This window comes from Fervidicoccus fontis Kam940, assembly GCF_000258425.1.
Lineage (GTDB): Archaea > Thermoproteota > Thermoprotei_A > Sulfolobales > Fervidicoccaceae > Fervidicoccus > Fervidicoccus fontis.
Window position 1 is genome coordinate 483,922 of record NC_017461.1, and the last position, 19,438, is coordinate 503,359.

Below are 19,438 nucleotides of genomic sequence, written 5' to 3' on the forward strand. Positions count from 1 at the left end.
TTTGCACCCATCTACACCTATTTCAGATTAAAAATTAGGTCATCCTAGAGGGGAATTACTGCTGAACTTTTCCTTTTCTCCTTCCAGTTCTCCTAGCAGCAATATGACCAACCTTTCTCCCTGGAGGAGCATTCCTAGACACAGTAGTTGGCTTACTTTCAGACTGGTGGTGACCTCCACCGAACGGATGAGATACTACGTTCATAGCTACTCCTCTGACTTTTGGATACTTTCTTGCTTTCGGCTTCCATTTCCAATAGCTGTTTCCAGCTTTTAATAAGGGTTTTTCTATTCTTCCTCCTCCTGCTGCAACTCCTATTGTAGCTCTCGACCTACCATCAATTTCCTTTGACTTGCCGCTAGGAAGCACAACTGTCACTGTATTTACACCTTTACTTATTATTTGGGCATATCCGCCACCTGTCCGCACAAGCTTTCCCCCATCCATTGGCTTTATCTCAATATTGAATACCTGCGTGCCTTCGGGTATTGACTGAAGCGGGAGTATATTTCCATTTACAGGTTTAGCATTTGGTCCTATTTCGATTTCCTGACCAATATATGATCCTTCTGATGCTATTGTATAGAATTCAACCCCATTTTCTAGCTTCACTTTTGCCAGAGGAACCCATCTTCCAGGATCGTGAATGATCTCTACGATATGTCCTTTGAATGTCTCATCTTCTTTTATTGCAGGATATGCTGCAGGCGCTTCATGCAGATGCTTTCTGCTCCTAAATGTAGGTGAGCCTCTTCCGGCTCTCTGTTGCCTTATTTTCTTACCCATATTTTCCACCTCATAATAGTCCTAATCTTGTAGCTACTTCCTCAGCCTTATATTCTGGGGTAAGTTTAACAAAAGCTCTTTTCTCTCCTTTTGGAGTTATTTCTGTTCTGACCTTTTCAACTTTTACGCCAAATCTTTTCTCAACTTCCTCTTTTATCCTTAGCTTTGTTGCCTTTCTATCAACTACAAAGACGATTGTATTATACTTTTCTATGTAATTGAGCGCAAGCTCAGTGTGAAGTGGTGAAATTATTACAAATTCTTCGCTCATCTCAATACCACCCTAATATTTTTAAATCTTTCTTGAAGCTTTAATAGAGAATCTTTTGTATAGATAGTCAATCTGCCAGGAACGCCCCCAGGAGCTAAATGCAGTATTGACAGATTATCAGCGCTTACCACATCAACTCCAGGCAAGTTTCTCACCGCTTTTGCAAAAGGAGTATTGATTGAAGAAAGTACAAATAGCAAGCTTTTAGGCTCAATATATCTTCTTCCTCTCATTTTTCCCTTTCCTGACCTTATCCTTATTCTGCTATACGATCTTTCGACATCCTCCCAGACGCCTAATTTTTTCAGGAGCTCTTTTGCCTCTGAAAGTTTGGTGATCTCTTTTTCTATGCTACTATCTAGTACAATTGGAAGAGCAGTAGACGTGAACTTATGTCCTCTTTTCTTCACAAATTCTATCGAAGATGTTGCAGCAACTGCAGAAGCTGTGGCTAACAATCTTTCTTTTTTGTTTATTTCTTCAACTATTTTTTCCTCAGTCTTTATAGGATGAGCAACTCTTCCTCCGACCGTCATCGGAGCAAAGGCTCCTTCTGATGTTCCCGGTACTCTAGGTACTCTGGCCAACCCTCTTCCTACACCTAAACTTTCAGCTGGGGTTCTTTTTCCTGCCATCGGATCTCTTCCTTTCGGCTGTAGTCCCGCTGTAAACTCAGCATGAAAGGCTCTTCTTATTAGATCTTTTCTTATCGGAATGTAAAATACTAGTGGTAGTTCTGTTTTCTCCTTAGGCTGAGCATTTTTGTCAAATACATCGACCTCTATTTTTGCGCTATTATTAACAACTATAACCATTACTCACTCACCTCACAACTCACCAATTTTGTGGAGATAAGTTATCTTAGGCGCGCCCTCAGGTATCCAACTTGGAGGTCTCACAGGTTGCCTTAATATCACTGGTCTTTTTCTTGAACCAGGAATGCTTCCTGCAAGAATCACGAAATCTGTTCTGATTAATCCATATTTATGCCATCCACTGGAGGGGTTTATTTTTGCTAACAGTTCCTTATCTTTTCCTTCTGTATCAGCTATATACAGAATTCTTTTGTTGTAGTCCACTCTCTGGTGGAATCCCATTTGACCTGCCTGAGGAGCTGTAGAGAGAGCGCCCATACCTGGACCCCTAGCTCCAATTTTTCTCGCTGCCTTTCTATGCTTATGCCATCTCGGCAATACTTTTATTCCAAATCTTTTCACAGGACCTTGAAATCCCTTTCCTTTAGTTACTGCAATGATGTCGACAAATTTTCCAGGATTAAATATTTCAGAAATCTTAATAGTTTTCCCCAATTTCTCAACTGCATAACTGAACTGCGCCTTTAAGTCTTTTCCTGACAATCCAACTTCAATTAATTCAGGTTTCTTCTTTGAGATGCCTCCCGCTAAAGTCGGCTGAGATAAAAGAAGCGCTCTCAATTCGGCCATTTCGGAGAGAGATTTCTCTAGCTCTTCTAATTTTTGTTGTGTTGAATTTGGAGAAAAGCTTTTTATTAGCCTTTCTATGTTCGTGTTCTTTAAGGTATCACCGGTTGCCCATGCCTCAGTTAATGGTTGCTTGCCTTCATTTATATCAAAGCTGTAACCTCTTATTCCAGCCAGGATCATTGGAGGAGTCTCTAGCAAAGTCACTGGAGTGAAGATCTGCTTCCCGAATGTTATAGATGTTTTTCTATCATCTACCACAAGTGCATGTGTCATTCCTACCTTATATCCTATAAAACCTAAAGGAAAAATTTTCTTTTCTTCTAATACAGGCCAAGTCCTTACTCTTGGTACAATTCCTTCAAATCTCTGCCTTGGCCTTACCCCTAGAGTTCCTCTTCTAGGAGCGCTTTTCTTTCTATGACCCATCTTTCACCTACCATCCGAGAGTAGCCCGGTCAGCATGTATTTGCCAACTAAACTAAATATAAATATAAGTTTTACCGGGACTCTCTTTTATTTTCAAATAAGATAGGCATTTATAAAACTTATTCAAGAAGAAAGTACGTTCAACAGTGAAAGAGCTATAAACAATGCCTCTTCCATTCTGATCGTTTTAGTGCCCTGATCTCTTACAAGATTATAAATTCCGTGAAAGAGGTCATCGGTATTCCCACCAAGCTGCTTAAATATCTCAAATATTCCTCTGTAAGGCTCTCCAAACACGACTACAACTTTATCGCTACTCTTAAGCTTTTCTTCAACTTCTTTTAGATTTTCCCAAATAGGATCGCCGAACTTTGAAGTACCTATTACCAGTCCATCCTTCTTTTTTTCCTTTAAATAATCTAATGGGTTCTCGCATTCTCTTACTGAATACCCTACATATATATCGGGATTTTTAATGATTTCGAGCTCAGAAAGATCGCCTTTCTTCACCTTGACGAAAATGAGATCCCCCCTTTTCAATTCATAATTGCTATTTGAAATCTTAACCTGTTTTCCAACTCCGATGTCTGCGAATATTGCACTTTCCTTAACTCTCTCAACCAACCCTACTCTTATGTCACCTTCTTTTGCCTTTTTAGATAGGCTGTGCGTTGGTATTTGTAGAGGATACGCCATCCCAACGTATTTTAATTCTTTTCTCTTTCCAAAGATTTTCTTCTTAAGGTATGGAGGAGTGACAAAATACCTTAAAAGAAGCCCTAGAATTTCTTTCTGGTCTTTGCAAGATTTCTTGTCGCTCCTGCTTCTATAGAGGGTTATTCTTTCAACTTTAAAAATTGATGCTGCTCTTGCAATTATATTAGCTTTTAAGGTAATTCTTATTTGGTCAGGTTCGTTTTCCAAAGAACAATATGGCAATAAAATTTCAATGCTTTTCATTTTGCAAACGTCACCTTAAGTGAAGATCATCAGCTAAATTTTGCGTTTAGAAAAACTTGCAAAAAGTATACATTTAAGTTTTGCTCATTAAATAAAAAGCTTTTATCGAACAATTCCTAAGTAAGCATTCCGCCCTGAAGGTGACACCTTCGATTGTAAGAATATTAATTTGTATACTTAAAATGTTATTTGCTCTTTTTCTCTGCTTTCTTCCCTTTAGAGGCTTTTTCCTCCGTCTGAGTGCTTTCTGTCTTTTTTACTCTTTCTGTAGGTCCTCCTACGCCCATAAACAAAGTTGTTTTCTGTCTTCCTCCCATTCAAAACTACCTCCATGATGATTTTTATTTTTATATTCTTTTGTTTAAGGATTAATATTATTTGGGATGATGATTTTGCCGAGTACAGAAAAACAATGATGATGAAAAATTCCTGACCCTTTTACTTGGAAACCGATTCTAATTATTTTTTAATTTTTTTAAAAAATTATTTATAATCCAAATAAAATTTAATTTTATTTTGGTGATTTATTTTGAGTACTAAAAAATCCGTAATTTCTAAGGACGCAATAGTAAGAGAAGGCGCTTTAATATTAGGTTCTTCTATAATTGGAAGCAGAGCTTTCATAGATACTGGAACTGTAGTAGGGTACCCTATTAGAAGTAGAATTAAAATGCTTCAAGAAGGAAAAAAAGGGGAAATAGAAAGCGAAGGTGCTACTATTGGAGATAATTCTGTTATAAGAAGCAATTCTATAATATATGAAAGAGTAAAAATTGGGAAAAACGTTGAAACGGGACATAGAATATTGATCAGAGAAGACACTGAAATAGGAGACAACAGCATTATTGGAACAGATACAGTAATTGATGGTAGGGTGAAAATAGGGGAATTCGCCAGAATAGAAACTGGCGTTTACATACCTCCATATACAATAATTGGAAAAAATGTATTCCTAGGTCCAAGGGTAGTATTTACCAATGATAAGTACCCTGTAAGCAAGAGACTACTCGGAGCAATAGTTGAAGATAACGTAGCTATTGGTGCAAATGCTACAATCATAGCTGGTGTCAGAATTGGCAAAGGTGCTGTAATAGCATCCGGTGCAGTTGTTACGAAAGATGTAGAGCCTAACACTGTAGTCGCTGGAGTGCCTGCGAGAAAGCTGATGAGCAAAGATGAATATAATAGAAAGAGGGAAAAATATGAATCAGAAGCATGAATTTGTCAATCCCAATATTTTCTCGTCCTGAAGTAATTTCTTTCCTCTTCGTAAAGCGTTCTTAAGAACTCATTCCATCCTAATTTAAGCATGCTTAACGCCCTTGAGGCTCCTTTTGGGCCTACTCCATAGGGAGTCAAAGCCATAACTGCAGTCTTTCCATGCGTAATTACCAGTTTGGCTCTCTTTACAGCATCCTCAAAGTATTCCTTTTCTTTCCCCTTCAGAGATTTTTTCCCTTCTTTGAAGTATTTTCTGATAGCATTTACGAATTCTTCGTTACTCGGAGGTAACGGTGCTACAGCTCTTGCACCGCATTTTTCACATGAAATTATATCCGGCAGTTCAGAGACTTTTACTGACTTTTCCCAGCCGCAGTTCATGCACTTGAGGAGTACGGTCTTTTCCAATATCCTTTTTTCCAAAACTTTAATTAAAAGCTCTTGAGGAAGAGTCTCCAGTGCGTATCCTACAGGTCTCGGCGCGCTAGAGCTATTTACAACTAGGGGACTCAAACCTTCTATGGGTTGCGCAACGATTCTCACTTTACCGCTTTTAATATCTTTCAGCATTTCTATAACTGATCGGATATCAAGCTTTTCATAGAAAACTTCCCTAAAAGCCTCCTCACCTATTAAAGTGTCTTTATAATATTTAAGCACTTTTTTAACTTCACTAAGCGTTGCATTTTTAGATATTGCTCCCATTTTCTTTGCAACAGTAGATAGCTTATACATAAAAATATTTGATTTTTTGAGCTGGGATTTAATCATCTCTTCTATTTCATCTTTTTCTTTCAAAGAAAGACTGTACAGCGCTTCAATCAGATCATTTAGAGTCAGAGGAAATGTGGATTCCATGTAGATTCTATATGGGTCACTCGATGTAGAAACTGACCTCCCTGTTTTGGAAAAAATATAATTTGAAATGAGAAGTGAAAGGGTCTCGTTCCCGTTTGAACCTAGCGGATAAGTTAAAACTAATAATCCCGTTTTTGTCCAGTCAATTAAAGCGATGTTCTGGCTTGGAAACTCGAAGCCTTGTTTCCTTGTATCTTCGCAGACCTTCTTTACAAAATCATATGCTTCAATAGTTATAGATTGATACTGAGATTTAATTTTTTCATAGACTTCTCCTCTGCAGATTCTCGACAGAAGAGATATTGCTTCTCTTGCAACATTTCTTGAAACCGGGATCATCTCTCCTATCCAAGACGGCGGTGCACCCATCCTTTCGGTTACTTCTTCTACAACTAGCTTTTCATCATCAATTGATACGACAGACCACTCCCTACCCTGCAGGATGAAACTTGAGCCCTCATCAAGCTTTGATAAAACAAAATCAGAATCTAAATATCCTATTCTATCGCCATATACAGTTACAACAGGAATCTTCTGTACGTCTGGAATCATTGTTGTTGAATAATAATACTCTCTTGCTCTTCTGCTAGCTACAAGCTCTCCATTTTCTTTTCTAATAATCAGCTTGATGCCTTCGCAAAATTCAATCGCTTTTTTGAGCTCTTCCTCAGTGAGGTTTCTGAACGAAAAAGTTGCGTTCAGAAACTTTAAAATCTCTTCTTCTTTTCTCTGTTCAGCGGAAAGCAACATTCCTACTAATTGATGTACCAAAACATCAAAGGGCTTTTCATGAGGGATGAGGCTTTCAAGCTCACCTTTCAAGGTCCTCCTTGCTATAACAACAGACTCGATTATTTCGTCTAAGTTTTTCGTTGTAACTATTATTCCTCTAGCCTTCTTTACTATTGAATGTCCGCTTCTTCCTACTCTCTGGAGCATCCTTATAGCCTGCCTCGGCGAGCCGTACTGAATAACAAGGTCAACGCTACCAATATCAATGCCAAGCTCTAGACTTGATGTTGCAATTATCCCCTTTATTTCGCCTCCTTTAAGCTTTTTTTCGACGCTTTTTCTGACTTCCGTTGCTAAAGATCCATGGTGAATTTCGATGTCATCTCTACCTAATTCCCTAAGCTTATACGTAAGAAATTCTGCCATGTCCCTTGTATTAGTAAAGATGATAGATGATTTAGCTCTTTCAATTTCCTCATTTATTATTTTTAGAATTTCGCTGAATTCATCTTCTCCCTTGCTACTTGTTCCTGAACCTGGAATCCTCACTTTTATCTCAATATCCTTTTTAACATCATCCTCTATAACTTCGCAAAAAGGACATGAGTAAAATTTCTTTATTATAGATGCATCCGGAATTGTAGCAGAAATGCCAATGAACTGGTACTTTTTTACTATTCTTTTAAGCCTCTTCAAAACAACCTCAAGCGTATTACCCCTCTCGCTATCTATAAGCTCGTGAACTTCATCGATGACCACAAATTTAATATCTGTGAGCATATCTCTCGTAGCGCTATGAGTTATCAACATTGAAAGGCTTTCAGGAGTAGTAATAAACCAGTGATAAGAAGAACGAAGGAAATCACCCCTTTCTCTTTTACTAGAATCTCCGTGCCTGACTATGCTTTTCAAGCCAATTTTATTTGATATATCTTCGAGTCTAACGAAAATATCTCTATTCAATGCTCTAAGTGGAGTGACGTAGACCATCAGCGGTTTCCCATTCCAACTTTCATCCTTCAGCATTAGGGAAAAAATTGGAAAAACTGCAGCTTCTGTTTTTCCACTTCCAGTTGGCGCGGTAATTATCAGATCTCTTCCCTGAAGAATCTTAGGTATTGCCTTATTTTGAATTGAAGTAGGCTCGCGGTATCCATACTCCGTTATGACTTTTAAAAGCCTTTCATCTAGAAGATCGAATGCATTTTTTTCCATTTTTAATTGCTCCTTTTTAAATATCGAATTGTAAATCTTGTAAGTAAAGAGCACTTCTAAAATATCTAATTGTGGCGGTTTTTATAATTTTATAGATGAAGCTAGGAACTTTTTTGCTGATTAAAATGAAGACATCCCACAATAGATTTTAAATGTTTTTCTATGCAGGAATGAGTAAGATCTAATCATCTAAGTAAAACATTTCAAGCTATATTTGAGGTATAGGTTTAGAACTGATGTTTTTCCTACTCCTTTCAAAATAAAGCATGATCCATGTACTTAATCCCAAAGGAAGGAATACTATAGCTAAGATAAGCAATAAAGTTTCTAGTCCAAATACGTCATAAATTTTTCCACCGAGAGATTCACCTAATGCTATTCCTATACCCATACTCGTCACATATACACCTGAGGATGGACCCCTAATTCTAGATAAATCTGTAAAGTCTGCAAGCAATGAGAGTAAAGTAGGTGGTATCGATAAAGCTAGCACAGAAAAAATCAATAATATCAATGTAAAGAAAAACATGCTGATTCCCTTAATATTGCTGCCATAGCTTACGAGAATGGATAACATTACGAGAGTTGATGGAAGGGAAAGCGAGCCAGCCAATAGAGAGTTAACTTTTCCCAGAATGCTTGCAATATAGCTTCCTCCCATAACACCTAAGGACAAAATTATAAGTGCAAAAAGTAGCATAAAGCTTGAGAAGAGTTTCAAACCTGGGTTAGAAACTTCTATTGGACTGAAAAGCTCGCTTAGAAACTTTGGGCTTATGAACGCAACTCCCATCACAATAGAAAAACCGAACCACATAGGAACAAGCTTTAAAACCTTGCCCTCTATTTTAGCTTTAAGGTGAAAGGTTATCTTCTTGTTCTTAAATTCACTGATATTTCTTCTACCCATGCTTTTCGATAAAATAATGCTCGATAGGAATGCCAAAAAAGAGAACAGAAATGACGGGGAAAAACCCTTTATTGCTGAAGGAAGGATAAGCTGGAGAGTCCCAGCAAAAGTAAAACCAACAGCATAGCCTATTATATTTGACACCTCTAGCCCCCCGACTCCAAACAGCCTTCCCTTTGTTGATGCCTTTATGGTTTCTTCTGAAATTACCGCTAATGAAGACGTTAGCAAGAATGAAGCAGAAAGTCCTGCTAGAGCTGAGGGGATAGTAAAAGCTTCAGCACTGATGCTCATATCAGCAAAAACGGTCATAATAGCATAAGAAATAAAGAGAAGTGAAGATGAAAATATAATAGAAATTGAACTCCCCAAATATTCGTAGATGATCCCGCTGAATATTCCAAATAGTGCTTCAGTAAATGAATATGACGCTTGTATAATTCCCTGCATCCAAGCAGATATATCTGGAAATGCTGTAGTTAGTGAAATTATAAAACTCGCATTTGCTGCCCTCATTAGAACTACAGAAATGTAAATTAGTAGCGATGGCGTGAGCTTCATACCTGCTTTTTCTAAGCTCTTTTCTATCATTTTCAGCTCCTCTACTGCAACCACATCAGCGATGAAAGAGTACTAAGAATCTTAAAAAATGCTAGTCATAATAACTAAAATATTCATTTAATTAATAAAATTATATCTGAAGGCCCTGTCTTTCAGGATAGGGAGTAAGACCTATAAGCTTTTCTAGTTTTTTGTTGATAATGAATATTGAAACAGTGTATGTATTGAATGAATGGTTGTTCTAAGAAAAAAGATATTGGATAAATAGGCTCCGATAAATTTTCAAAACGAGAATCTCTGATTGCATTTACTTTCCCGCATTTATTTGGTTTTACATCTTTCATTTGCGGGGAATCTCCCACTCTTTAAGACTGGAAAAAGATCAGATATATGCAAAAATAATTTTTCCTTAATTAGAAACTTTAATGAATAGTGATAAGTTATGGAGAAAAAATGCTTTAAGAACATAGGATGCGTATCTGCCCTTGGAATTGGAACGTGGGGCATTGGTGGAGGATTCTGGACTCCTGATTATTCCCAAGATCTTGAAAACGAGAAAATTTTGAAATATGCAATAAGAAATGGTATAACTTTGATTGATACTGCTGAAATGTATGGAGGAGGACACTCAGAGGAAATTGTTGGGAATGCAATAAAGGGAGAAAGAAGGGATGAGTTATTCATAGTAACAAAAGTATGGAATGCAAATGCGAGCTACGATAGAGTTTTGAAGTCTGCAGAAATGAGTTCTAAAAGATTAGGTACATATATAGATTTGTACCTTTTGCATTGGCCTTCAGACACAGTTAATATTTGTGAAACTATAAGAGCTTTTGAAGAGCTTGTTGAAAGAGGAATTATAAGATACTACGGTGTAAGTAACTTCTCAGTTGAAAGATTGGAAGGAGCTATGAATTGCCAGAAAAAGTTTGAAATTGTAGCTGTTGAAAATCAGCTTAGCTTGAAGAACAAAGAAGATCTTTATAATGTCGTTGAATATGCTAAAAGGAAAGGAATGCTCTATTTAGCTTATACACCAATAGATAAAGGTACCATAGCTAATAGCGGGATATTAAAAGAGATCGGACAGAAATATAACAGAAGTCCTGTCCAGGTTGCTTTAAACTGGCTTATTTCAATTCAACCAGTTGTTCCTATACCAAAAGCCTCAAATTTGAAGCACCTCAAAGAAAACTTAGGAGCAGTAGGTTGGAGGATCAGCGAAGAAGATTGGAAATTGCTTGAAAAAGCTTATATATAGCAATTTTTTTATCTTCCTCGACTCTTCCTTATCAATCTAAGAAACCTTATTTCCATCCTCTTTATGAATAAAGTGAGGACGGCTAAAAGAAGAGATTGAAAGCCAGCAAGTGTTAGCATAATGGCTACTAAGCCTTTAACATAATAAGTAATATCAGTGAAAAAGTAATAGTATGCTACGTATAATCCAAGTGCTAATCCTGGTATCAATAGAAGAGAGCCCAAAATGAATATGAAGAAAGTTGGGTTGTAGTTGAGCATAAGTTTTATCATATCAACAAAAATGTGAAACCCGTGAAGAACTCCTAATTTCTTCTTTCCAATCCTCTTCCTGTATTCTATTTGAATCTCCCCCGCATATCCTCCTTCAGAAACTACATGAGCCAAAATCTCAGACTCAATTCCAAAGTTTTTAGAATTGAACGATATCTCCCTCAGTATATCTGTTCTTACAACGTACATTCCACTAAGAACATCTGAAATTCTCGTTCCGAAGAGTATATTAAATGTTAAAGTAAGGCCGAAATTTCCGATTTTATATATAAGTCCTTGTGCACCCTTCTCAAGCTTTTTTCTGCTACCTATAACTATGTCTTTTTCCTTCTTGATTTCTCTATACAAATCTACAATATATTTTGCAGGATATGTGTAATCGCCATCCATAATGAGAATATACTCTGTCCCAACGTAATTTAATGCTGTTTTTATTGCCATGGACTTACCTATACCTTCCTGCTCAATGACTTTTACCCCGTAGGATTTTGCGATCTCGACGGTCTTATCTGTGCTTTTTCCATCTACTATCAATATCTTATCCTTGGGTACTTTCGCCTGGTTGATTACTTCTTCAAGCACTTTACCGATTGCTTCCTCCTCATTCAAAACAGGAATAACAACAGTTAAATTTTTGTATTGTTCAGCTTCTTCCATTCCATCCAGCTCCAAGGCCATATGTTTTCATCAAATATGCATTATAATTTTAAAATTTAAAAAGATAAGTTATGCCTTTTTTTGAGAAGCAACAAGTAATGAATTTATGGAAAATTTTCTATATAATGCATAAACAGATAATATAATTATAAACATGGATAAGGAAGCGGCTATCGGCAGAAGCCTTATCCCGAAAGGAGTATAGTTGAGTAGGAGGCCTATAAGGGGGACGACAGCGAGAGAAAGCCCTATGCTCAAAGCCAATCTCTCCAAAGGAGATAAATCCCCCTCACCTGGATACAGGGCTTCAACCAATGAGTACCCAGGAAGGAAAAGCACAAAAATGCTTCCAAAGATATATCTCAGTGGCATTAATATGCTTAAAAAGTTTGTCACATATATCAGAGTCAAGGATACCAAAGTAAATGACAATACAGTCCAAAACCATAAAGAATATTCCATTCTAGTTATATAGTTTGAAAACTTAAGTGGGGGGTTAGGATCAACTAGATATATATTTCTGCTAGAGAACTCATTAAATACTTCTTTTTTTAATTCAAATTCAGTCTTTTTATTCTTCTTTTTCCTTGCAATATAATCCTCAAGTGTTTCTTCCAAGCTACCCACCTGGAAAAGTTATGTTTACATAAAGGTGATTCCAAATTCCTGTATACTGCCACTCATTTGTCGTTAAGTTGTATATCCAGAGCTCGAATATTAAGGCTACGCTCGTTTCATTATTATTAGCGTATACAGGTACACTCACGTGAAATGTTTCATTGTCATCATTATTGAGAACCCCCCTCCAATTCTTTATTGCTAGTGATGAAGATGGAGTAGTATTAGTCGGAATTGTAAGGTTGTTGCCTATTTTATAGACCACTTCATAGTATATAGGATGGCCCATATGATTATATACGAAAAGACAAAGGTTCACATTTGTTCCGTTAACTACAGTTGAGGGGTAGCTTCCTATTTGGCAGTTTTGGTCTAACAGGCCTAATGCAGTAAATGGCTCTTCAGATGATGGTCTTATTATCATAGCGACTCCAAGAACTGATCCTACTACGATTATAGCCAATATAACTGCAAAAACTTCTTCATCCATAATAAAGCTCATTTTTTCTTCACCAACCACTTTCTCCTACTGCGATACCAAATGCTCAAGTAGATCCGTGGCAGAAATACATAAGTCAAAACTGGTATAGATAATAAAAGGATGATTTCTATAATCTTCAATGCTATTATTTTATAATAATTGCTTTCTGCACTAGGCATAAGTGCTGATATGTTCTCCTGCAATTGAGATATAATTAAAGATGATGCCGTAATGTTTCCTTCCTGCTCAAGCTTTACTGCATAGTTCAGTTTATTTACAAGCTGAGATACATTCACACCATGATCATATAAGTAAACAATTTCACCCAGCAACTGAGTGATTGTACTATTTGTCCCGATTACATCTTCGCTACTTTGAGAACTTACAATAATAAAGGGAGAAATGATCACTATTAGTAATATAATTACGCTATAAACTTTGTAAGCTTTCATTTTTCTAGACCCTTCCAACTTATAACTTTCACGCCAAGCTTTTCAATTTTCTTTTTTGCTAGCGAATAGCTTGTAAATATCCTATAAGCATCCTCAATGTCAACCTCATCTTTCCAAGGCGAGTCTGGAGTGATAACAACAGCATTGTATCTTTTAATCCTGGATATTAAGTCTAAAATTCTTGAAGGGTCGTGAAATATATTTGAAACGAATATTGCAGTATCTGAACTACTACTGAGCTTTTCTCCTTTCTCATCAATAAGTAAAGAACCTTTATAGAACCTCGAAAGAATTTCATAAAGTTCTTGGAGCGTAAGCGGATAGACGTATTCGTGAAGCTTCATATCCTCTACTGGAACAATTTTCTTTTCTAAAATTTTCCCAGTCAAATAACCTAAAAGTTTGAGGGGACTATCGAATCTCATAACCTTACTGCTGTCGTTTTCATAAAGCTGAATATCATTAATTCCTTCTTCATATATAAGTTGAGAAATAGAGAGAATTGATGAAGCCAAAAGATCACAGTTTCTCAACCCTGCACATGTATAGTCAACCAGTAACATAACTGAGCCGTGAGGGTTTTCACCATATTCTCTAATAATAAGCCTCAAGTTTTTCATGCTGGACTTCCAGTCAATTCTCTTTGGAACATCTCCGGGCTCAAAGAATCTGTTTCTTATGTACTCCCCGCTTCTGACATTTGGAATTAGAGCGATACCTTCCCCGAGATAGGTCACTTCAAAATAAGATGTTTTTCCAGAAGAAGCTAACCCAAGCAATCTGAGTCCTCTAACAATCCATACAAGCGTCTGCGGGAGAACTTTAATAGCAAGCTCTCTTTCAAAGCTTTTTTCAAGCCTGAATACATCAAATATAGATGACTGAAATATGTTGCCTGAAATTATATCATACTCACCTGAGGAATTAAAAAGAAGCTTAGCAGAGATGCTTACCTTATCTCTAGCTTTCTTGATTTCTTCAACTTTAACAAAGCTGGAAAAAATTGCCTCTTTGAAATTTTTGCATTTATCTATTTTAATGTTTATTTTTGGAGTTTCGTAAACTAAAAACTTCTCACCAGCTTTAACATCCTTTATGTTCACTTCACATTTTTCTCTTCTCAAAAGGAAAGCTTGAAAAAGAGATGCTACGAGCAAAAAACAGAAAATGAGAAAAACTGAAAGAATAACTATCGATCGAGAAACTAAATACAGAGAGAAGAGAGATAGAGAAGAGAAGAAAATAGGAAAGAAGCCCTTACCGATTTTTATCTTCAAACCTTCGGCACCTCAACTTTTTCCAGCACAGAGGATATGATATTTTCAGACGTTACATTCTTCAGCTCAGCTTCTGGATTGAAAAACAATCTGTGCCTAAGTACATATCGAGCGATTTTCTTTACGTGATCGGGAGAAACATAATCATTTCCCTCTAAAAATGCGAGTGCTCTGCTTCCTTTGAAAAGCCAAACGGATGCTCTTGTGCTAGGTGCGATCACAAACATATCTTCTTTCTTTCTCAACTCTCCTACTATAGATGCTATGTACAGCTTAATCTTATCATCAACATAGACTTTCTTTATTTCCTCCTGTAGCATTAGGATGTCCTTTATTGAAAGGATCGGAGAAACGCTTGTGCTTTTTATCACTTCATCGATTGCATCTACTTTATCTAAAACCTCTTTCTCCTTATCTGTTTCCAAGTAGTTAGTTATATATGAAAAGGCGAACCTATCGAGCAGAGTGGGGGTAAGCGGATAAATTCCTACCTCGCTTTTGGTCATCTGTGTAGCTATGAAGAGGTTTGGCCTTGGCAACTCCTTTGTAACCCCTTCTATGCTTGCTCTGCCTTCCTGCATTGCTTCTAAGAGTGCGCTTTGAGTTCTCGGCGATGCCCTATTGAGCTCATCGATAAAAATTACGTTCGCAAAAATGGGTCCTTCTCTAAATATCCATTCTCCTTTCCCTATATCGTAGAAGAATCCCCCTAAAATATCGCTTGGAAGCATATCTGGAGTCATCTGGATTCTCTTAAAAGTTCCCCCTATAGATAAAGCAAGTAATCTAGCTGTCAGCGTTTTTCCAGATCCAGGAGGACCTTCGATCAGCACATGACCTCCGCTAAGTAATGAGATAGAAAGAAGTTCGAATAATTCTTCATATCCAATAATATATGACTTTAAAAATTCAATCACGTTCCTTAATTTTTCATCAATCTTCTTACTCATTTTTATCTGCCTCTTTCATGAGCTTGATTAATACATCCTTATTCCACTCAGGGTGCACTTTCAGGATTTTTTCTAAATTTGATTTTTTCTTAGTTCTTTTTTTAACTAAATTAATATATATGTAATTTCCAACGATATATGAAGCTAGTACTGAAATAAGAGCTAAAGGATAAACAATAGAGGGCAATATCTGGGAGAAAAAGTTAAAAGTATTTGTCCTCAATACATCATAATTGTTCACATACCATTTATCATCTATTAAATAGGGAATTTTTCCGCTTATAAGAATAGTAGCCAACTTATGGTTGTCGCCCAAGTTGAGCATAGAATTAATGAATGGGCTAGAATCCGAAAAAACATAGACTACTCCTTTTCCAATATTTTGCATATATGCAATACAGAAGGGACCTTTAGGGTAGCCGTTTAAATATTTTCCCGTGAGGTTGAGATCAAGATAGCTGAAGTAAGAGCTTTCACCTATGCAATTAAGGTTGCTATTTTGTGAGGTTATAACAGTAGCATAGTTGTAGTAAACATTCAGAGTTGTACCATTTACATTTACTTTTACTATTGGAAGCTGAAAGCTCTTATACATAAACAGCGGATCCCCTAATAAACTGCCATTCAATATTCCGTTTAAATTCATTATCTTAATAAGTTCATTTGATGTCCCAAAATCATCCATTATAACTAACTCTCCCCCGTTTTCCACATAGCTGAGAATTTCCATTCCTTCTTGCTCTGTAAAATTCTTGCTTGGACCTATTAAAAACACTACAGTTCCCTGCTTCAAATTGTTCAACGAATTTATAGGTATAAGTGTTACGTTAAATTCATGAACAAAGTCTGCTAAACCATTGTAAAGCGGATTGTATGGAGAAAAATCGCTGGTAGAAGGAATAATGTAAATTGAAAATAAAGCTATAATAAGGAATAAAACTGTCCCCAAGATGATGTAGTTTTTCATTTTTTCTTCCTCAGCAACTCGATTAAAGCTTTGACCTTTATTGAAACCTCTTCTTTCAATTGGGTATACTTAACTCCCCCATATATGACCTTTTCAATTTTGAAAATAAGTTCCTCAACTAGCAAGTACGTCTTTTCATCGATCCTCTCCTTGATTGCAGAAAGATACTCTCTAAGCGTCATCCAGCCTTCCATCTTCACTTTGCTTATCATTTCTAGAGCTTCGAAAAATTCTCCTACAATCCCTTTATTTCTCAGATTTGTCCCAGAGCTTGATTCTTCGGCTTTTTCCTTTTTATTTTCAGCTTTTCTCACAGAAGATGTCGATCTAGCTAAAGGAATTGCTACTGCAAAGGCTCCTGCTAAGGTTGAAAAAATCGCCAGTGAGTTGTAAGAAGGTATGCTCTCTTCTAGATATACTTCCTTATATGAAGGATTTTCGGGGTCGACTATAATATTCACAACAACTTTGCTGTTAATATAGGAAAGCGGTATTCTAAGTATTATACTATTTCCTTGAACTGTTGCATTTATTCCAGGTGAAGCTACAACGTATATGTCAAATGGTATTGTGCTATTGATTCTTATTTCGTAAGTCTTTCCAGAAAAAATTTGCTTAGGAATAGAAATGTTTAATTGAAGCGATTCTTTATAAACGGTCAGATTAGTAGACCAAGAGGTAGGCGCTAATTCCCCGTTAGGTAGAGAGTTTACGATAAGATTGTATATTCCCTCTTTAGCAGTTGCTGGTACTTCGAGAAGAATTCTACTCTCTTTTTCATTAGTAAAAGTAAGGTTCCATAAGTTTGAGGTTAAATTAAACTCTAAGATATAGTTGCTCTTAACGTCCAACTCAATAGTGCTTCCTGGAGTCACATATGTAGAATTTAAGGTTATAGAAACTTCAGGAACTATATAGCTTACTGTAACATTATATATTTGAGAAGAAGAGTAAGCATAGATATATTTATCGTTGCCAGAAGGTATAAACTCTGAATATATTTGCACGCATGGCTGATAACTAGTGATTTTTTCATCTAAATTATATTGACCTGAACTGTTGGTATAAATAGTATAGATCTTCGCTCCAATATGAATCAGCACTTCTCTATCGCTTAAAGGATTGCCGCTCTCTTCAGTTAGAGAGCCCTGTATTGAAACTTTTTCTCCCCAATTTACGTTTAAAGGAGAAACATTAATTGAAATTTTCGTTGGAATCAAATTTTGCCTGTTTTCTATTTCTTCTTTCAGAGTCAAGATCTTCTCAAATAATAAATTTATTGCGGAGCCTATTCCATTGAAAGTATTGGTAACTCTAGAAGATGATATCGGAAGAGAAGAATAAAGTTCTAGCAGCTGTATATAGGTGGCATTTGCATTTGCGAGAGTAAATAAAGCCTGTCCCAAAAGGTTATCAGCATCTGAAAACCTATTATTCTGTATCAAAACAGTAGCATTGCTTATCATAAGCTTGGTCAGATTTAAAGAGTCCAGTATATTGCTTAAGAGTTCGTTTCCTCTCTGAAAAATGTACATATATGTTGAGGGAAAGCTAGATTGCAAAATATAAGTTAAATTTTGCTCAGCAGAAGAAAAATCCAAGCTTCCTATGCTATTAGAAATAGTCGAATATGCATTTAGAAGATCAGGTACATTGCTGTCCTCAGAAATAGTCGCAGGATCCACCTGTCTTGGAATACTCTCCGCGATAGGAGAAAGAGAAGTAATAAATATAATAAGCATCAGAAACATAGATAGCTTCTTCATATTATCACTTCATATATTCTTATTGAAACAAATATAGCAAAGACTGCTATGAGAATTATAAAAAGCCAATCTCTTCCCTTTCTCCTAGGCCTAACTACAGCCTTGAGAACTGCATACTCCAATACAAACATAGATATATATGCATCTATTCTCGTTTCCCCTAAATAAGAAAAGGAGAATACTGTGAGGGTTATGAATAAAGATAGCAATGTGTTAAAGATGCGGTCTCTGCTTATCGTTCTATGCTCACCTTGATTATCTTATAGTTTTCGCTCTCGTCAAAAGAAACTACAGAAGCCTCTCCTTTCAATATAGAAGCAATTGATCCTAAAATCAGACCGTAAAATCCTCCAAATGCCTTCGCAGTCCTCAAAGGATCCTTTATAAGTGTCCCGTAAACTTTAACAGAATATATATCATTACCCTCAGCACATTCTATCTTATCAGCAACATTAAGCTTTTCAACTAACACAAAATCAGCAGCTGAACAAAAAGAAGTATTACCCTCTATAATTTCTCTATTTATAGGAGATTCTAAAGATAAGACCGTTTTTCCATCAAGCACTGAAATTAGAAAATTTGGAGGTTCATCGGGCGCTTTCTCTAAAGATCCTTCAGAAAGAAATAAGTATACTTTTTCTCCGTATGCTACAAACTTATTAAAAGAGCTTATCCTGAAAGTCTCTAGCAAAGATGCTATGTTAGAAAATTCCGAATATAGCATAAGCGATAAGTCTTTTGAGACCCAGCTTTCTTCTTCAGGAGTAAGAAACATAGAAGCTCCTAATATTGAGATTCCAACGAAGAGAGCAGTGAAAGGTGTATTTCTTGTGAGCAAAAATATAAAGATAGCTGCAGGTATTCCGCTGATCATCAAAGATAAGCCTATTCCCCTATATATATTCATTACTTTACACCGACTATCTTAGGTATGCTGTTTATTTAGAATAGATTTTTGTTTCTAATTTAATATCAAATAAAAAATTCTTCCGCTTTTAAAACTATTCTTAAAATGGAGTTACCTTATTTTTCTTCTCCCTGTGCATTACCTTCGCTCCGCGTTTTCTGCTCCACATTCTGCTCCTGCTCTAATTTCTTAAGCTCCTCATCTATCTCCTTCTCTATCTCCTCTATAGGCTTTGGAGGAGGAGTTGTTGCGAGAGTGTATCCTATCCATCCAACGATTCCGAATATCCCTAATATAGCTATGAATGCCGTCAGCTCAATAAGTATTCCTGAGTAGCTCGTTAAAAATAGTATGTACCCGTAGAGAACTATTACTATTGCGGAAACCGAGATAAGTAGAATGCCTATATACTTGTCCTTTGACATTTTTCTAACCTCATTAGGT

The 19,438-nt window shown here is 36.5% G+C and carries 21 protein-coding genes; 2 read left to right on the forward strand and 19 right to left on the reverse strand.

The window, feature by feature from the left end; translation table 11 throughout:
* Nucleotides 1-55: 55 nt before the first annotated feature.
* From FFONT_RS02560 to FFONT_RS07190, 6 genes are all read right to left on the reverse strand, one after another.
* A complete protein-coding gene (locus FFONT_RS02560) occupies nucleotides 56-787 on the reverse strand; it encodes a 50S ribosomal protein L2 (protein WP_148683553.1) in 732 nt (243 codons plus the stop codon).
* A gap of 10 nt (nucleotides 788-797) precedes the next feature.
* Nucleotides 798-1,058: a 50S ribosomal protein L23 gene (locus FFONT_RS02565; protein WP_014557660.1), complete on the reverse strand. Its 261-nt coding sequence runs from the start codon at nucleotides 1,056-1,058 to the stop codon at nucleotides 798-800.
* Complete coding sequence (gene rpl4p / locus FFONT_RS02570) at nucleotides 1,055-1,873, reverse strand: 50S ribosomal protein L4 (protein WP_014557661.1); 819 nt, start codon at nucleotides 1,871-1,873, stop codon at nucleotides 1,055-1,057. Before rpl4p ends, FFONT_RS02565 begins: the two co-directional genes overlap by 4 nt.
* Nucleotides 1,874-1,885: 12 nt before the next feature.
* Nucleotides 1,886-2,929, reverse strand: coding sequence for a 50S ribosomal protein L3 (locus FFONT_RS02575; protein ID WP_014557662.1), 1,044 nt, complete (start codon nucleotides 2,927-2,929; stop codon nucleotides 1,886-1,888).
* Nucleotides 2,930-3,052: 123 nt separating this feature from the next.
* Complete coding sequence (locus tag FFONT_RS02580) at nucleotides 3,053-3,889, reverse strand: putative RNA uridine N3 methyltransferase (protein WP_014557663.1); 837 nt, start codon at nucleotides 3,887-3,889, stop codon at nucleotides 3,053-3,055.
* A 185-nt stretch (nucleotides 3,890-4,074) separates the two neighbouring features.
* The gene (locus FFONT_RS07190) at nucleotides 4,075-4,206 is read right to left on the reverse strand and encodes a hypothetical protein (protein WP_014557664.1); all 132 of its coding nucleotides are present in this window, start codon (nucleotides 4,204-4,206) and stop codon (nucleotides 4,075-4,077) included.
* Nucleotides 4,207-4,418: 212 nt separating this feature from the next.
* Here FFONT_RS07190 and FFONT_RS02585 point away from each other — a divergent pair, with 212 nt between their 5' ends.
* Complete coding sequence (locus FFONT_RS02585; RefSeq protein WP_014557665.1) at nucleotides 4,419-5,108, forward strand: acyltransferase; 690 nt, start codon at nucleotides 4,419-4,421, stop codon at nucleotides 5,106-5,108.
* 5 nt (nucleotides 5,109-5,113) lie between these two features.
* Here the strand turns inward: FFONT_RS02585 and FFONT_RS02590 are convergent, their stop codons facing one another.
* A complete protein-coding gene (locus FFONT_RS02590; protein WP_148683554.1) occupies nucleotides 5,114-7,915 on the reverse strand; it encodes a DEAD/DEAH box helicase in 2,802 nt (933 codons plus the stop codon).
* A gap of 208 nt (nucleotides 7,916-8,123) precedes the next feature.
* Nucleotides 8,124-9,416, reverse strand: a complete 1,293-nt coding sequence (locus FFONT_RS02595; protein WP_148683555.1) for an MFS transporter — start codon at nucleotides 9,414-9,416, stop codon at nucleotides 8,124-8,126.
* A gap of 412 nt (nucleotides 9,417-9,828) precedes the next feature.
* Here FFONT_RS02595 and FFONT_RS02600 point away from each other — a divergent pair, with 412 nt between their 5' ends.
* A complete protein-coding gene (locus FFONT_RS02600; RefSeq protein ID WP_014557668.1) occupies nucleotides 9,829-10,647 on the forward strand; it encodes an aldo/keto reductase in 819 nt (272 codons plus the stop codon).
* A gap of 8 nt (nucleotides 10,648-10,655) precedes the next feature.
* Here the strand turns inward: FFONT_RS02600 and FFONT_RS02605 are convergent, their stop codons facing one another.
* The 11 genes from FFONT_RS02605 to FFONT_RS02650 all read right to left on the reverse strand — a co-directional run bounded on the left by FFONT_RS02605 (nucleotide 10,656) and on the right by FFONT_RS02650 (nucleotide 19,419).
* Entirely contained in the window at nucleotides 10,656-11,576 is a 921-nt protein-coding gene (locus tag FFONT_RS02605) for a glycosyltransferase family 2 protein (protein WP_211206254.1), read from the reverse strand.
* A 69-nt stretch (nucleotides 11,577-11,645) separates the two neighbouring features.
* Nucleotides 11,646-12,203, reverse strand: coding sequence for a DUF1616 domain-containing protein (locus FFONT_RS02610; protein WP_014557670.1), 558 nt, complete (start codon nucleotides 12,201-12,203; stop codon nucleotides 11,646-11,648).
* Entirely contained in the window at nucleotides 12,196-12,696 is a 501-nt protein-coding gene (locus tag FFONT_RS02615; RefSeq protein ID WP_148683556.1) for a DUF1616 domain-containing protein, read from the reverse strand. Before FFONT_RS02615 ends, FFONT_RS02610 begins: the two co-directional genes overlap by 8 nt.
* Complete coding sequence (locus tag FFONT_RS02620; protein ID WP_014557672.1) at nucleotides 12,693-13,127, reverse strand: hypothetical protein; 435 nt, start codon at nucleotides 13,125-13,127, stop codon at nucleotides 12,693-12,695. Before FFONT_RS02620 ends, FFONT_RS02615 begins: the two co-directional genes overlap by 4 nt.
* On the reverse strand, nucleotides 13,124-14,404 hold the full coding sequence (locus FFONT_RS02625; RefSeq protein WP_148683557.1) for a DUF58 domain-containing protein: 1,281 nt from the start codon (nucleotides 14,402-14,404) through the stop codon (nucleotides 13,124-13,126). Before FFONT_RS02625 ends, FFONT_RS02620 begins: the two co-directional genes overlap by 4 nt.
* Entirely contained in the window at nucleotides 14,401-15,354 is a 954-nt protein-coding gene (locus tag FFONT_RS02630) for an AAA family ATPase (RefSeq protein ID WP_014557674.1), read from the reverse strand. The genes FFONT_RS02625 and FFONT_RS02630 overlap by 4 nt, the downstream gene beginning before the upstream one ends.
* Complete coding sequence (locus tag FFONT_RS02635) at nucleotides 15,347-16,321, reverse strand: DUF4350 domain-containing protein (protein WP_014557675.1); 975 nt, start codon at nucleotides 16,319-16,321, stop codon at nucleotides 15,347-15,349. Before FFONT_RS02635 ends, FFONT_RS02630 begins: the two co-directional genes overlap by 8 nt.
* A complete protein-coding gene (locus FFONT_RS02640; protein ID WP_014557676.1) occupies nucleotides 16,318-18,087 on the reverse strand; it encodes a hypothetical protein in 1,770 nt (589 codons plus the stop codon). Before FFONT_RS02640 ends, FFONT_RS02635 begins: the two co-directional genes overlap by 4 nt.
* Nucleotides 18,084-18,218 (reverse strand): hypothetical protein, encoded by a 135-nt coding sequence (locus FFONT_RS07195; protein ID WP_014557677.1) that lies wholly within the window; start codon nucleotides 18,216-18,218, stop codon nucleotides 18,084-18,086. The genes FFONT_RS02640 and FFONT_RS07195 overlap by 4 nt, the downstream gene beginning before the upstream one ends.
* 101 nt (nucleotides 18,219-18,319) lie before the next feature.
* Entirely contained in the window at nucleotides 18,320-18,994 is a 675-nt protein-coding gene (locus FFONT_RS02645) for a hypothetical protein (RefSeq protein ID WP_014557678.1), read from the reverse strand.
* A 116-nt stretch (nucleotides 18,995-19,110) separates the two neighbouring features.
* Entirely contained in the window at nucleotides 19,111-19,419 is a 309-nt protein-coding gene (locus FFONT_RS02650) for a transcriptional regulator (protein ID WP_014557679.1), read from the reverse strand.
* Between the last annotated feature and the right edge of the window lie 19 nt (nucleotides 19,420-19,438).

Bases quoted from the DNA above. Each gene is read 5' to 3' on its own strand.
- FFONT_RS02560 (WP_148683553.1), bottom strand. From the start codon at position 787: ATGGGTAAGAAAATAAGGCAACAGAGAGCCGGAAGAGGCTCACCTACA.
- FFONT_RS02565 (WP_014557660.1), bottom strand. From the start codon at position 1,058: ATGAGCGAAGAATTTGTAATAATTTCACCACTTCACACTGAGCTTGCG.
- rpl4p (WP_014557661.1), bottom strand. From the start codon at position 1,873: ATGGTTATAGTTGTTAATAATAGCGCAAAAATAGAGGTCGATGTATTT.
- FFONT_RS02575 (WP_014557662.1), bottom strand. From the start codon at position 2,929: ATGGGTCATAGAAAGAAAAGCGCTCCTAGAAGAGGAACTCTAGGGGTA.
- FFONT_RS02580 (WP_014557663.1), bottom strand. From the start codon at position 3,889: ATGAAAAGCATTGAAATTTTATTGCCATATTGTTCTTTGGAAAACGAA.
- FFONT_RS07190 (WP_014557664.1), bottom strand. From the start codon at position 4,206: ATGGGAGGAAGACAGAAAACAACTTTGTTTATGGGCGTAGGAGGACCT.
- FFONT_RS02590 (WP_148683554.1), bottom strand. From the start codon at position 7,915: ATGGAAAAAAATGCATTCGATCTTCTAGATGAAAGGCTTTTAAAAGTC.
- FFONT_RS02595 (WP_148683555.1), bottom strand. From the start codon at position 9,416: ATGATAGAAAAGAGCTTAGAAAAAGCAGGTATGAAGCTCACGCCATCG.
- FFONT_RS02600 (WP_014557668.1), top strand. From the start codon at position 9,829: ATGGAGAAAAAATGCTTTAAGAACATAGGATGCGTATCTGCCCTTGGA.
- FFONT_RS02605 (WP_211206254.1), bottom strand. From the start codon at position 11,576: ATGGAAGAAGCTGAACAATACAAAAATTTAACTGTTGTTATTCCTGTT.
- FFONT_RS02615 (WP_148683556.1), bottom strand. From the start codon at position 12,696: ATGAGCTTTATTATGGATGAAGAAGTTTTTGCAGTTATATTGGCTATA.
- FFONT_RS02620 (WP_014557672.1), bottom strand. From the start codon at position 13,127: ATGAAAGCTTACAAAGTTTATAGCGTAATTATATTACTAATAGTGATC.
- FFONT_RS02630 (WP_014557674.1), bottom strand. From the start codon at position 15,354: ATGAGTAAGAAGATTGATGAAAAATTAAGGAACGTGATTGAATTTTTA.
- FFONT_RS02635 (WP_014557675.1), bottom strand. From the start codon at position 16,321: ATGAAAAACTACATCATCTTGGGGACAGTTTTATTCCTTATTATAGCT.
- FFONT_RS02640 (WP_014557676.1), bottom strand. From the start codon at position 18,087: ATGAAGAAGCTATCTATGTTTCTGATGCTTATTATATTTATTACTTCT.
- FFONT_RS07195 (WP_014557677.1), bottom strand. From the start codon at position 18,218: ATGTTTGTATTGGAGTATGCAGTTCTCAAGGCTGTAGTTAGGCCTAGG.
- FFONT_RS02645 (WP_014557678.1), bottom strand. From the start codon at position 18,994: ATGAATATATATAGGGGAATAGGCTTATCTTTGATGATCAGCGGAATA.
- FFONT_RS02650 (WP_014557679.1), bottom strand. From the start codon at position 19,419: ATGTCAAAGGACAAGTATATAGGCATTCTACTTATCTCGGTTTCCGCA.